Here is a 13,437-nt window from a genome sequence, read left to right on the forward strand (position 1 = left end):
ATCGAGTACTACAATCATCGTCGCATCAAGAAACGACTAAAAAACCTGAGCCCGGTGGAATACCGGACCCAGGTTCTCGAAGTCGCCTGACAAATTATTTAGTGTCTAACTTTTTTGGTTCAGTTCAAACCAGGGCTTTTTGTGTGTCCTCATCCAATTAACAACTTCTCTTTCGGGTAACGGATCTTCCGGTCCATCTGTCGTGCGACCGTGAACAGAATGGTCAGCGAGCCGACGCGACCGAGAAGCATCATGAACATGATGAGCCCTTTACCGGCGTCATTCAGTTCAGCCGTGATACCGAGCGAGAGCCCGACCGTCCCGAAGGCAGACACGGTCTCGAACAAGAGGGCGGTCGCAGGAATGTGATCATTCGTCAAAATCGTGAGTGCCGTGATCAGCAAGATAAAGAAGAAACTTGAGATGGCGACGACGTAGGCTTTCTTGATTTGGAACGCGTCGACCGTCCGTTCGAGAATGACCGTCTCTTTTTTACCGACGATGAACGCCCACATGTCCGCTAAAATGACAGCGACGGTCGTCACTTTAATACCAGATCCCGTTGATGCCGCTCCGGCCCCGATATACATCAAGATGAGGATTAAACCGATCGACACCGGCGCCATCATCGAGATGTCCACCGTATTGAATCCAGCCGTCCGTGTCGTCACCGCTTGAAAGAACGTGACGTTTAACGCCTCGCCAATCGGACGGCCGTAAAGTGCACCTTCCACTGATACCCACTCGAATAGCATAAGTCCGAACCAGGCAATCCCGTTGATGACGCCAAGCGAAGCAATCATGATTTTCGAATGCAGAGCGAGTCGCTTCCATCGTTTCACTTCGGTCGCGTCGGCAATCGTCGTAAATCCGAGACCCCCGATCATCAAGAGCATCGAAATCGTGACGACGATGGCCGTATTCTGCTCGAACTGCATCAAGCTGTCGGGCCATAATGCAAAACCTGCGTTATTGAACGCCGAGACGGCATGGAAAAAGCCATAATACAGTGCTTCACCGAACCGATAATCGCTCGTGCTGTAAAGTTCGACCGTCAAAAATAACATTCCGATGAACTGGACGATGATGGTCGTGAAGACGATGTTGCGGACGAGGCGGACCGTTCCGCCCGGACCTGACAAGTTGAGCGATTCTTGGAGTAAAATGCGCTGTTTTAAGCCGATTTTCTTACCGAGCACACTGAGCAGCATGAGCGCGACCGTCATAAATCCGAGTCCGCCGATTTGAATCAAGGCGACGATGACGAGCTCTCCGAACGTATTGAACGATGAGCCGATGTCGATCGTCGACAGGCCGGTCACCGTTCCTGCTGACGTCGCGATGAAGAGGCAATCGATCCAAGAGACCGGCTCAGTTTGGGCGAACGGCATGTACAGTAACGTGGCTCCGATCAAGATGGCGAGTAAAAATCCAGTCGCGATAAATCGGGCCGGTTTTTCAAAGATGAGCCGGTATAGCGCCTCAATCCGTTTTAAGCGCAATTCCCGTACGGTCAATCGATGTCGCATCTCGCTATCTCCTTCGAATCAAGTTTTCTAAGCATCATCTTACTCCTCGACGTGTAAATTGCCAACTAGAAAAATGTATCGCTAACCCTTCCTATATTTTTTTGGTAATATGAGAGATAGACTTTATGAATATTGAGGAGGTTGAATGAAACCGTGGACCCTAGTACGGTAGATCATTCGCTAAAGGATGTCTCGCGAAGGTTGGAGCGTCAATCACAATGTATGCCCGCCCATCTCTATTTCCAGCTCGAAGAACTGTTGAATTGGTCACTTGATCAAGAAGTTATGAATCAATTGTACGCATTATTAAAAAAATACGATGTGCTAACCGATATAGAGCGTGAAGAACGAAATATCAGCATCCAACTGCTGATTGACGAAAACGGCGCTTAACCATCGGAACGCATTTGCGGGAGACGAGTTAAGTCTCTCGCTTTTTTTATATCTTGATCTTTTTTAGAAAGGTGGAAAACATAGACATGGATGTCGTCACTTTAGTCGGACTTTTACTCGGTTTCTTTACGTTAATCGGAGGAATGATTTTGAAAGGAGCGGGGGTCGCTCCGCTGATCAACCCTGCGGCGCTCGTCATTATTTTTGTCGGGACGGCGGCCGCGGTCAGTATTGCCGTTTCGAAAGAGCAGCTACAGACGGTACCCCAACTATTTAAAATTTTATTCAAAAAGCAAGAACTGCCAAGCAAATCTGGATTATTGACGCAATTCGTCGACCTGTCGACACAAGCACGTAAGGAAGGCCTACTGTCACTCGAAACGGCACTCGAGCAAGTCGAAGAACCGTTTTTGAAACAAGGCATGATGATGGTCATCGACGGTCAACCGTCTGAATATATCGCCGAAGTGATGTCGCGTGATATCGAGAATATGGAAATACGCCACAAAGCGAACGCTGATGTGTTCACGCAAGCAGGCACGTACGCTCCGACGCTCGGTGTACTTGGAGCCGTTATCGGGCTCGTCGCCGCACTAAAAGACTTATCCGATATCGATAAACTCGGCTACGCCATCTCCGCCGCCTTTGTCGCAACGCTGTTCGGGATTTTCAGTGGATATGTTCTTTGGTTCCCGTTTGCCAACAAGTTGAAGCAATATTCGAAAAGTGAGGTCGTCGTCAAGGAAATGATGATCGAAGGAATTTTGTCGATTCAAGGCGGAGAGTCACCAAAGACGTTGGAAGATAAGTTGGCCGTGTATTTGTCTCCAAAGGAGCGAGCGAACTATGAAGCGCAAAAAGAAGCATGACCATGAAGAACACATCCCGGAAGGCTGGCTCATCCCTTACGCTGACCTGCTGACGTTACTTCTCGCTTTGTTTATCGTGTTGTTCGCCTCAAGTAACGTCGACCAGACGAAGCTTGAGAAGATGTCTCAATCGTTCAATCAGGTGTTCTCAGGCGGCACGAGTGTCTTCCAAGCCTCAACGGCGTCAAACAGTGACATTAGCCGAACGGACAAGACAGATACGACCGCTAATCCGCGGACGTATGAGCTGGCCAAACTCGACGAGTTAAAAGAAGAAGTGAATCAGTACATTAAGAAAAATGGATTAGAAGACGAAATTGAAGCGACCATCAACTCAAGCGGGCTCGTCCTGACGATCCAAGACCGGGCTTTGTTCAGCATGGGGGAAGCGACACTCGACGCTGACGCCCGCACGGTCGCCCAGTCGATTAGCGGCATTCTCGAACAAGCCGGAAATCGAGAAATCGTTGTGTCCGGTCATACCGATAACGTGCCGATCAATACGGCTCGTTTCCCGTCGAACTGGGAACTTAGTTCAGCCCGAGCGACTGCGTTCATGCGAGGTCTGTTGACAAATGAGTTGCTCAATCCGAATCAGTTCACGCTCGCAAGCTACGGGGAATATAAGCCGATTGCGACGAACGAAACGGACGCCGGCCGTTCTAAAAATCGCCGTGTCGAAGTATTGATCAAGCCGCTCGTCGACTTATCAGAAGGTTCACCAAAAATGATCGAAACGCTCGTCTTACCATGACGAAAAGCCCACTCTGCGACAGAGTGGGCTTTTTGTTAACGTGTCCATTCAAAATATTTTCGGGCGAGCTCGGTGAGCGGGCTCTCGAAGAGCCGCTTCCGCCAGTATAGATCGGCCGCTTTCTTAACGGCCTCGCTCCGCGAAGGATACGGATAGATCATGCGTGACAACTTGCCGATCTTATCGCCACGTTGCATCGCATAGACGACAATCTGCATCCAATCGCCAGCCGTCATCCCGACCGCGTGTCCTCCGAGAATCTTGCCGTTCTTCCGGGTGATGATTTTGACGAAGCCTGTCTCTTGGCGATCGGCGACGAACCGATCGACTTCAGACAGCTTCGCCTCAAAGATTTCGATGTCATCCCCGTGACGCTCACGCGCCTCGGCCTCGGTCAATCCGACATGGAACACTTCCGGGTCGGTGAACGTGATCCAAGGCATCTTGCTGTAATCGACCTTGTTCCATAGCCCGAACAAGGCGTTGGCGACGACCGCCTTTCCTTCTTCGCCGGCCGCGTGTGTGAACGGTAACGTCTTGATCGTATCTCCGATGGCGAAGATGTGGGACTGTGACGTCCGATACGTCGACGTCACATCGACATATCCGTCTTTCACGTCGACTTTCGCCCGATCAAGGCGAAGTTCTTCGATGCGTGGAGCACGTCCTGTCGCCATGAGCAGTTTTTCTGCCTCATACTCGACAGTTTCCCCATCAACTTCGGCTGTGACTTTGATGCGTCCTGCCACTTCAGCAATCTGTTTGACCTTGACACCGATTTCTAGATGCAGCGCCATCTCGAGCTGTGAGCGGAGCAACGCACTGACAGACCCGTCTTCTTTCGGCAAGAACGCGTCTTGCGCCTCGAGCACGGTCACTTGGCTGCCGAGCCTTGCGAACGACTGTGCCAGCTCAAGTCCGACCGTGCCGGCCCCGATGACGATGATGCTCTCTGGGAGCGTCTCTTCTTCAAAGACGTTTTCATTCGTTAAGTAGGAAACGTTGTCCAATCCATCGATTGGCGGGACGGTCGGTTTCGACCCGGTCGCGATGACGAACTTTTTACCGATCAGTAAATCGTCACCGACTTTCAGTTCGTACGGGCTTTGGAACGACGCTTCCCCGATGTACACATCGACCCCGATCTTTTCGAACCGCTCCGTCCCATCGTGTTCTTGAATGATTGCCCGCGCTTTGTCGACTCGTGCCTTCGTCGTCTTATAATGATCGCGCCCGTCAAACTCGGCTCCGAGCACACGTGCGGCCTGCATCAGCGAACTCGCATCTTTCGAGGCTGCGATGAGCGCCTTCGACGGGATACAGCCGACGTGGAGACAATCGCCGCCCAGATGTTTTTTCTTCTCAATTAGTGCGACTTTCGCACCTAAATTCGCGGCACCGGCTGCGACCGTCATCCCGGCCGCGCCTCCCCCGATTACAATCAGCTGATAATCCTTCATCCCATCAACCTCCGATATCGTTTGCTTACGTCGTCCATCCGTTTCCGGTTCACACCGAAGTCGGAATGACCAAGTCGTGAAGCAGAACGAAATTCTACTTGTCTCGCTTCATCGTCAAATAAAAATTCCACATCATCTTTAAAACGCATCAGTTTCGAAGTGACGACGTAATGGAGCGTGTCCGTCGTCTCCTCGGCAAGCTCCGTCCGAGGTAGCTGCCCCATCACCATTTTGATGGTTTCGACCGTTTGATTGCGGTCTTTTCCATACGGAAGCGGGTCCATGTGTAGCGCTTTGATCGACGTTTGTGTCGATACGGCATTCGGACTTCCTTTCAACGGTTTCAATGTTTTTTCGGCCACGACAAAAAACCTCCCTCATTCTACATACAATTGTATGTATCCTGAATTCGGAAGGTTTAACCCTTTTATTGCAGTTCGCTCGGATCGAGCGGTAACAAAACTGTCACAGTCGTCCCTTTTCTGACTTCACTTTCAATGACAAGTTTCCCTTCATGCGCCTCGATCAACTCCTTAGCGATCGCAAGGCCGAGACCGCTGCTGCCTTTCGTCACTTGCGCTTGATAGAACATTTCCGTGATGCGCTGCAAGTGTTCTTTCGAGATGCCAGGTCCTTGATCGATAATCGAGATGAAGGCGACCCGTTCCGACTGAACGAAGCGAACCGTGAGCGTCCCGCCAACTGGTGAGAACCGGATCGCGTTTTCAAGTAAGTTTAAGAACACTTGCTTGAGCCGGTTCTCATCGAATAGACCGACCGACTTGGCCGGGTAGCGCTCGATCAACGTAATCTGCTTATCTTCAAGCGATTGTTTCAGTTGAATCGTTACTTTGCGTAACAGGGAGACGAGATCGAGCTCTTGACGATAGAGCACGAGACGACTCTCCTCGATTTTTGTGTAGTCGAGCAATTGCTCGACTAGACCGATCATTCGCTCGGTCTCCGAATGAATGATACTCAGACCGAGCTCTGTCTCGTCTGACAGTTGCTCGTCCCCGCCTCGGATCGTCTCAGTCCAGCCTTTGATTGAAGTGAGCGGCGTCCTGAGCTCATGGGAGACGTTCGACAAGAATTCGTTGCGCGTCGATTGGTGCTGTTGCACTTTAGCGCCTAAGTAAGTCAGCGTCCGGGCAAGCGCGCCGAGCTCGTGCTTCTCGTTCGAATATACCTCGACGTCGAAATCACCTTGCGCCATCTCGTCAGCCGTCTCAATAATCTCGCGGATCGGACGGACGAAGCGGTCCGCGATTCGGATGACCGCGTATAGCGCCACGAGCCAAATTAACACACCGATTATGAGGATCGCCATCCAAATCTCGCGGATGAGTGCGTCTAAGTCTGCGAGTGGACGCGTGAAACTGATGGCGAACTCACCCGTTCCCTCGGTCATGATTGGGCTCGTCACCGACAGAAAGTGTTCTTCGTTCACGTCATAGTCTTGGACGACCGACTCTCCTCTAGCGAGACGATCAAGCTGCTCAGGTGTATACGACGCTTGTTGTGCTCGCTGCCCGGTCGTTTTTATAATCGCGCCAGAGCGGTCGACCATCGTCAAATCGGTACCCGGATACCCGAACGTCCGGACGAGGACCGAGAACGCGCTCGGTGTCTCAAATCCGACTTGCGCCTGTGGATACAAATAAGCGCTTGTTGTCGCATGGCTGACCAACGCATCGGACTCATACTCGTAGTAATAACGGTACGTACCGTATGACAGGACGCTTACGAGCAGTAAGAGCACGAGTGTCACGACAATCATCATGCGGATGACGAGCTGTTGTCTCATCCGTCATGTCTCCGCCACTTATAGCCATGCCCCCATAGCGTCTCGATATAGGCCGGATGGCTCGGGTCGTCTTCAATCTTTTGCCGTAAGCGGCGAATGTTGACGTCCACCGTCTTCCGATCCCCGAAGTAGTTGATGCCCCAAACCGCGTCAAGAAGTGCGTCGCGGGATAAGACGACTTCTTCGTTTTGGACGAGATGACAGATTAAGTCGTATTCGGTCGGCGTCAAATCGATCGATTGTCCGTATTTCGTCACTTGTTTCGCCGCCAAGTCGATGGCGAACGGTCCTGACTTGAGACGTTTCTTCTCTTTGCGCTTCACTTTTTCGACGCGTCGCAGGAGCGCATGAATGCGCGCGACGAGCTCGCCCGGGCTGAACGGCTTGGCGATATAGTCGTCCGCCCCTTTTCCGAGACCTTCGATTTTATCTTCTTCAAGCGTGCGTGCCGTCAACATGATGATCCCGACGTTCTCGTCTAAGTCACGAATCGCGGCGCACGCTTCAAAACCGTCCATCTCAGGCATCATGACGTCTAGCAAGACGATATCAAACGGTTCACGATCGAACGCGGTGACCGCTTCACGGCCGTTCGTCGCTTCAAAGACATCAAATCCGGCTCGTTTTAAATTTACGATGATAAAGCTGCGAATCGCATGCTCATCTTCGGCTACTAATATCCGATTCATATTTCCACCTCTTCTGGAGTTCACTACTCTACATTATAGTTACGTTTTTGCGACAAGGTTGTCAATTGACCTCAAATCGTATTAGGATGGAGTCATTAGATTCTGAAGGAGGACTCCTTACCACTATGAGTTATAACATGATTGTTTTAGATATGGACGATACGCTCCTCACGAGCGACCACACGATTTCCCCTGTCACGAAAGCGGCGTTGCTTGACGTCCAAGAACGCGGCCACAAAGTCGTTTTAGCAAGCGGACGTCCGACATACGCCATGTGGGAAGCAGCTCGTGAACTCGAGCTCGCCAAATATGGTAGTTACATCTTGTCATTCAACGGTGCTTCAATCATCAATTGTGAAACAAATGAAGAAATCTTCTCAAGCACGTTAATGCCAGACACAGTCGCCCACCTCCATGATATCAGTGTCCGGGAGGAAATCGCGATTCATACGTACATCGGTAACGAAATCGTAACCGATCAGCCGAACCCGTATACCGATCTCGAAGGCGAATTGACGGGCATGCCGGTCATCCACGTCAACGATTTCAAAGAAACCGTCACGACCCCTGTCGTCAAATGCCTTATGCTCGGCGACGGCGATACGCTCGCTCCAATCGAGACGAAGCTGCAACTCGAGCTCGAAGGCAAGCTCGCCGTCGCTCGTTCGAAACCGTTTTTCCTCGAGTTCACGGAAGCCGGTGTGACGAAAGGGACGAGCCTCGCCTTTTTGGCTGACCACGTCGGAATCGACCAAGCACACGTCATCGCTTGCGGAGACGGCAACAACGACTTGACGATGATCGAATGGGCCGGACTCGGTGTCGCCATGGGTAACGCCAACGCCACGGTCAAAGGGAAAGCCGACTTCATCACGAAGTCAAACAATGAAGATGGGATCGCCCACGTCATCGAGACGTACATGAGCAGTGTCGTTACGAATCGTTAAGCAATAACCGTTTGAACCAAGGAGGGATTACGATGAATAAAGGATTGAAACGAGCTGGACTCGGACTAGTCGGAACTGCCGTCGCCAGTGCCGCCTACGTCTTCTTGTCACCGAAGCCTGCGTCCCGTCTCGTCAAAACTTCATTTACTGGAGGCAAGGAAGTCGCGATCAAAGGATTCGACGAAGTCGTTCAAAAGACGTCGGTCCGTAAAGACATCGATTACTATTCTGCCTACGAGAACGGAACGTTCGATTTGATTCGCTATGAAGGTGATAAGCATGTCGTCCCGACGATCTTTTGGGTGCACGGTGGCTCGTTCGTTGGCGGTGATAAGGCCGATGTGTTCAAGTATGCGACGTCGATCGCAAGCAACGGCTACAACGTCGTCAGCATCAACTACGCCCTCGCCCCGGACGTCACGTATCCGGTGCCGCTCCAGCAAATCGAAGAGGCGTACACGTATATCACCGACAACAACGATCGCTTCCGACTCGATCTCGACCGCGTCTTCTTCGCCGGAGACTCGAACGGAGCGCAGCTCGTCGCCCAATTCATCGGGATTCAACTGAACGATGGCTATGCACCGTCAGCCGAAGTGAATCAAGTCGTCCCGCAAGACTCGATCCTCGGCGCTGTCCTCTTGTCTGGCCCGTACGATTTGAAACGGACGATTCTCGAGTCTTCGAAAGCCGTCAACCGTTTCTTGTTCAAGCGGATCGGTTGGGCCTACTTCGGGACGTACAATTGGGAGAACCTCCCCATCGTCAACGAAGCGTCTCCTCTCGTCAACATCCCGGCCACGTTCGTCCCGACGTTCATCACCGACGGGAACACGGGGTCGTTCGAGACACAAGCGAAAGAGTTCGCGACGATTCTCTCCGGACGGACTGACGTGACGAGCGTCTTCTATAATCGAGATGAATACGAACTCGGAAACAGCTATCACTTCGAGATGAATCAACCAGCAGCCAGTTCAACGTATCGTCGCTTGATCACGTTCTTGCGCGAAACGACCAAATAAAAACAACCCCGACTTTTTTCAAAGTCGGGGTTGTTTGCGTCATTTGAGCAAATCCATTGCGCGGCCAATCAGCTCGTTGCGAGAGTCTGAAGTTTTCCGTAACGCTTGTAGCCGGTCGATGAGTGCTTGACGAAGCTCGTCTGACTGAACGAGTTCCAAACATTCAATCTGAGCCAACCAGGCGTCTGCATGCTTAGAGAGGACCATCGGGACGAGAGCGTCGATCGACTCCCCTTGTTCACGCATGAGCCGGATGCGATTGAAGAGCGGGTCGTCTTCCGTCCACGTCCGGGCGTCCCGTTCGATTTGAACCGGTTTCTCTAGGACGACGAGCTCTTCGACGTCCGTGCCCGGGAAGATCGACGGTAGCGAATCGTGTCTCACTTCAAGCGTCGCGAGCTCGATTTGTTTGCCGTCGATGTGCACGCTCACGTCTTCTAGCGTGATCTCGTCTGCCGTCTCGCTAACGATGCGGCCATCGAGGCGAACGTTCGCTTCCGCGAGCGCTTCTTGGATGGGTCCATCTAAAACGAGTAGTCCGTGATTGTTCAAATTACGAAGCTGGCCGTGGTCAACTTTCACGCAGTCTCCCCATTGAACGAGAGCAACTCCGCCTGTGTTCGTCACGTGTCGAACCGTTCCGACACGGTCGGTCCCATCTTCGAGCCGGATCGTCGATTGACTTCCTGAAGCGAGCGCCTTCTCAAGCGATGCGATCCCGCCCTTGTGGACGGCCATCCGTGATTCGAGTTCATCGAGCGCATCCGTCAACGCCTCGAAGTCAGGGATGACGAACAGTTCACTTTGCATATTCGTCACGTCCTGTTTCGTCTCTAGCGCATGCTCGAGATTGAACGGATGTTTCGTGACGGCGTCGGTCAGGCAGTGACGGCTCTCGCCGACCGAAGACAACAGTCCGGCCCCGTAAATGAGCGGGCGTTCGATGTCGCCGATCAGTCCGAACTCGACCGTCCACCAAAAGATACGCGCCACTTGTTGCGCTTCGGAGAAGCCCGTCACTTGCGCTTTCGCTTCATGCAGCGCTTCTAAGGCGGCTTTGACATCCGCTTCCGTCGAGTTGGCATTCTCTTTCACGATTGTCAGTCGTTTGAGTGCCGCGAACGAGGCGTGTTCCTCACGGTTCATGAACGCTTTCGCACCAAGTTGACCGAACCGTTTCACGATTTTAGAAAACTCAGGGTCCATCAGCATCGGCGCGTGACCGGCCGCCTCATGGATAATGTCAGGTGCCGGGCTGTACAAGATGTTCTCGACTTTCCGGATGTCGGTCGCGACCGGTAACATCCCGTTCCCTTGGAAGTCAAAGAACGCGACGCCAGGAATCAATCCGTCGACCGCGACCGTCGACCAACCGGCCGCTCGCATCTCGGCGGTCATTTTTTCGACGTCCGGCAAACGTTCCGGTCCCATGCCTGTCTTTTTCAACCCTTCGATGTAGAACGGATGGGCCTTGCCTTCGAGCGTATGCAAATTGAGCCGTAATACGAAGCGCCAGACCGCGTGATCGGTCGGTGTGTACTCGTTGTAAAACTGGGGCGAGATATGAGGCGCCAAGTGGCGTGGGATTGATTGTGTGAGCATGATATTTCCTCCTTTTGTCTACTGGACGTCAAAAAGTCCCTATCGATTCACTCGATAGGGACGACTTAGCCGCGGTACCACCCTGATTACTAGACGTCATCTAGTCACTCTAATCCGATAACGGGGGACCGCTCACATGCGAGAGCTCACAAACTGTAATTCGATTCATCTTTTGGGCGTGTTCGCAGCACCACACGCTCTCTGGGCCAGGGAAGATGTCTCTACTTCGGTTTGATCATCGCTTTTGTTACTGTTATGCAGTTATGCTTCTACGCGAACTTGCTTTTAAGCGTTAAAGTATCTTGTTGGTTGTAACTTTACCAAATCGTTTTGTCGACGTCAACAAAAAACAGTCCGCAACTGCGAACTGTCACAAACACCAATCAATTTCAGGTTGTCCCCACTGTTTCAGCAAATCGTTCACTTGCGAGAACGGACGGGATCCGAAGAAGCCGCGGTGTGCCGACAGCGGACTCGGGTGGACCGATGTCAAGATCGCGTGCTGCGGCCCGATCAGCTTTTGTTTCTTTTTGGCATCGTTTCCCCAAAGAATAAACACGATCGGTTGTTCGCGCTTCCCGAGTTGCTCGATGATCGAGTCCGTGAACTGCTCCCAGCCTTTACCCCGGTGAGAGCCAGCTTTACTCGCTTCGACCGTGAGCGCCGTGTTGAGCAACAATACGCCTTGGCGGGCCCAGTTCTCTAAATTCCCGCTCTTCGGCACGCTACAACCCAAGTCTTCATGCAACTCTTGAAAGATGTTGCGCAGCGATGGCGGAAAACGGACACCGTCTTGGACCGAGAAGCTTAGTCCGTGCGCCTGATTCGGACCGTGATACGGGTCTTGGCCGAGGATGACGCATTTGACGTCTTTAAACTTCGTGTAGACGAACGCGTTCCAAATGTCTTCCCGCTGCGGATAGACGGTCGTCGTCGCATACGCCTCATCGACGAACGCTTTCAAGTCAACGAAGTACGACTGCTCCATCTCGTCGGCAATGATATCGCTCCAATCGCCGAGCAAGCGGTCTGATAACTGTTCTCCCATTTGATTCGCCCCTTTCCGTCTTATCATACCCGAATCGACGGCACACAAAAAGACGAGCCCAGTGGACTCGTCCGATGATTATACTGTGACTGTGCCTGCTACTTCTTTCGCAAGTGCTTCTGCTTTCGCTGTAGCGTCAGCAACGATGTCTTCGATCTTGTCTGGGAACTGGTTCATTCCTTCAACCGCAAGTGTCGTTACTTCGTTCACGCCGACGAACGCAAGCGCTTGACGGAGGTACGCGTCTGCAAAGTTGAGGTCTGTTCCTGTGTAGATGCCGCCTGTCCCTTGAATGTGAATCGCTTGTTTGTTCTCAAGGAGACCGACTGGCCCTTGCTCTGTGTAACGGAACGTCTTGCCAGCTGAGAGGACGCTGTCGAGGAACATCTTCATGCGTGCTGGGAAGAAGAAGTTCCACATCGGCGTCGCGAACACGTAAAGGTCTGCTTCCATGAACTTCTCAAGCATACCGTTCATCGTCGCGACTTTTGAAGCTTCGACGTCTGTGAGTGCTTCACCAGACGCGAATTTTCCCCAAGCGCTTAACACGTCGCCATCGATTTCTTGGACGTCGACATCGTAAAGCTCGATTGCTTCGACTTCAAGCGATGCGTTTTCTTTTTGAAGCTTCGTCATGAACGCTTCTGCGACTTGTTTGCTGTATGACAACTCTGTCGGTTTTGGGTTAGCTGATACGTATAATACTTTTTTCATAATGGGTTCCTCCACTGGTAATCTCTATTTTGATAACAACAGTTAGAACTATATCATCTGTATATCTCACCGTCAATTATTTCAACTTCAAGATAATTGACAAAAAAAAACAGGCAGGCGTTATTTGCCTGCCGCGTTGTAGCCGACGCGTTTCAATAAATCAATCAATGTCTCGGTCTCTTGTTCGCTGAGCGGTCCATAAATATCTTTGAAGATTTCAATATGCTCAGGATAGACGACGTCCATCAATTGCTTGCCTTCGCCTGTCAACGATGCATACGTGACACGACGGTCTGACGGGCAGGCGACGCGCTCGATGAGCCCTCGCTTCTCAAGCTTGTCAATCACATACGTGACGCTGCCACTTGTGATCAAAATTTGATCACCGATTTGTTGCAGCGGCGTATCTCCTCGTTTATACAATACGGATAGAACACCGAACTCTGTTGAATTCAATTGGTGGCGTCTAAGATCGTCTTTGACACGATCACTGATTGCGTCCATCGCTCTTGCTAAGACGACCCATGCCTTCAATTCGAGTGATTCAATCATGTCGGTTTCACCTCAATTCGTTCATCATTTACCTTTAGTATAGCAGGACAT

Annotated in this window: 15 protein-coding genes and 1 other annotated feature; of the genes, 6 read left to right on the forward strand and 9 right to left on the reverse strand. The window is 51.7% G+C overall.

What is annotated here, in order from left to right:
* Window positions 1-90, forward strand: a 90-nt coding sequence (locus EVJ22_RS13550; protein WP_131441643.1) for an IS3 family transposase, incomplete at its 5' end; no start/stop codon positions are given.
* A gap of 59 nt (window positions 91-149) precedes the next feature.
* On the opposite strand, the gene EVJ22_RS13555 is transcribed toward EVJ22_RS13550, so the two are convergent.
* Window positions 150-1,529 (reverse strand): TrkH family potassium uptake protein, encoded by a 1,380-nt coding sequence (locus EVJ22_RS13555; protein ID WP_071398879.1) that lies wholly within the window; start codon window positions 1,527-1,529, stop codon window positions 150-152.
* Window positions 1,530-1,730: 201 nt separating this feature from the next.
* Between EVJ22_RS13555 and EVJ22_RS13560 the strand changes: the two genes are divergently transcribed.
* From EVJ22_RS13560 to EVJ22_RS13570, 3 genes are all read left to right on the forward strand, one after another.
* Window positions 1,731-1,922, forward strand: coding sequence for a hypothetical protein (locus EVJ22_RS13560; protein WP_233589722.1), 192 nt, complete (start codon window positions 1,731-1,733; stop codon window positions 1,920-1,922).
* A gap of 86 nt (window positions 1,923-2,008) precedes the next feature.
* On the forward strand, window positions 2,009-2,791 hold the full coding sequence (motA, locus tag EVJ22_RS13565; RefSeq protein WP_070329182.1) for a flagellar motor stator protein MotA: 783 nt from the start codon (window positions 2,009-2,011) through the stop codon (window positions 2,789-2,791).
* A complete protein-coding gene (locus EVJ22_RS13570; protein WP_071398878.1) occupies window positions 2,769-3,545 on the forward strand; it encodes a flagellar motor protein MotB in 777 nt (258 codons plus the stop codon). The genes motA and EVJ22_RS13570 overlap by 23 nt, the downstream gene beginning before the upstream one ends.
* Before the next feature lie 35 nt (window positions 3,546-3,580).
* On the opposite strand, the gene EVJ22_RS13575 is transcribed toward EVJ22_RS13570, so the two are convergent.
* The 4 genes from EVJ22_RS13575 to EVJ22_RS13590 form a co-directional block, all read right to left on the reverse strand.
* On the reverse strand, window positions 3,581-5,005 hold the full coding sequence (locus tag EVJ22_RS13575) for a dihydrolipoyl dehydrogenase family protein (protein WP_071398877.1): 1,425 nt from the start codon (window positions 5,003-5,005) through the stop codon (window positions 3,581-3,583).
* Entirely contained in the window at window positions 5,002-5,367 is a 366-nt protein-coding gene (locus tag EVJ22_RS13580; RefSeq protein ID WP_071398876.1) for a DUF1499 domain-containing protein, read from the reverse strand. The genes EVJ22_RS13575 and EVJ22_RS13580 overlap by 4 nt, the downstream gene beginning before the upstream one ends.
* 65 nt (window positions 5,368-5,432) lie before the next feature.
* Window positions 5,433-6,812: a sensor histidine kinase gene (locus EVJ22_RS13585; protein ID WP_071398875.1), complete on the reverse strand. Its 1,380-nt coding sequence runs from the start codon at window positions 6,810-6,812 to the stop codon at window positions 5,433-5,435.
* The gene (locus tag EVJ22_RS13590; protein ID WP_016509883.1) at window positions 6,809-7,501 is read right to left on the reverse strand and encodes a response regulator transcription factor; all 693 of its coding nucleotides are present in this window, start codon (window positions 7,499-7,501) and stop codon (window positions 6,809-6,811) included. The genes EVJ22_RS13585 and EVJ22_RS13590 overlap by 4 nt, the downstream gene beginning before the upstream one ends.
* A gap of 125 nt (window positions 7,502-7,626) precedes the next feature.
* On the opposite strand from EVJ22_RS13590, the gene EVJ22_RS13595 reads away from it, so the two are divergent.
* Window positions 7,627-8,448, forward strand: a complete 822-nt coding sequence (locus tag EVJ22_RS13595) for a Cof-type HAD-IIB family hydrolase (protein ID WP_070328310.1) — start codon at window positions 7,627-7,629, stop codon at window positions 8,446-8,448.
* 32 nt (window positions 8,449-8,480) lie between these two features.
* Window positions 8,481-9,470, forward strand: a complete 990-nt coding sequence (locus EVJ22_RS13600; RefSeq protein ID WP_071398874.1) for an alpha/beta hydrolase — start codon at window positions 8,481-8,483, stop codon at window positions 9,468-9,470.
* Window positions 9,471-9,509: 39 nt separating this feature from the next.
* On the opposite strand, the gene EVJ22_RS13605 is transcribed toward EVJ22_RS13600, so the two are convergent.
* From EVJ22_RS13605 to EVJ22_RS13620, 4 genes are all read right to left on the reverse strand, one after another.
* Window positions 9,510-11,072, reverse strand: a complete 1,563-nt coding sequence (locus EVJ22_RS13605) for an aromatic amino acid hydroxylase (RefSeq protein WP_071398873.1) — start codon at window positions 11,070-11,072, stop codon at window positions 9,510-9,512.
* A 53-nt stretch (window positions 11,073-11,125) separates the two neighbouring features.
* Window positions 11,126-11,320: a binding site (T-box leader), on the reverse strand.
* Window positions 11,321-11,442: 122 nt separating this feature from the next.
* Window positions 11,443-12,120 (reverse strand): uracil-DNA glycosylase, encoded by a 678-nt coding sequence (locus EVJ22_RS13610; RefSeq protein WP_071398872.1) that lies wholly within the window; start codon window positions 12,118-12,120, stop codon window positions 11,443-11,445.
* A 78-nt stretch (window positions 12,121-12,198) separates the two neighbouring features.
* Complete coding sequence (locus EVJ22_RS13615; protein ID WP_071398871.1) at window positions 12,199-12,834, reverse strand: FMN-dependent NADH-azoreductase; 636 nt, start codon at window positions 12,832-12,834, stop codon at window positions 12,199-12,201.
* A 120-nt stretch (window positions 12,835-12,954) separates the two neighbouring features.
* Window positions 12,955-13,386 carry a MarR family winged helix-turn-helix transcriptional regulator gene (locus EVJ22_RS13620; protein ID WP_016509745.1) on the reverse strand — a complete coding sequence of 144 codons (432 nt, stop codon included), beginning with the start codon at window positions 13,384-13,386 and terminating at the stop codon, window positions 12,955-12,957.
* Window positions 13,387-13,437 lie beyond the last annotated feature (51 nt).

Origin of the sequence: Exiguobacterium sp. SH0S7 (genome assembly GCF_004337195.1) — a bacterium.
In the GTDB taxonomy this organism is placed as follows: Bacteria; Bacillota; Bacilli; order Exiguobacteriales; family Exiguobacteriaceae; genus Exiguobacterium; species Exiguobacterium aurantiacum_A.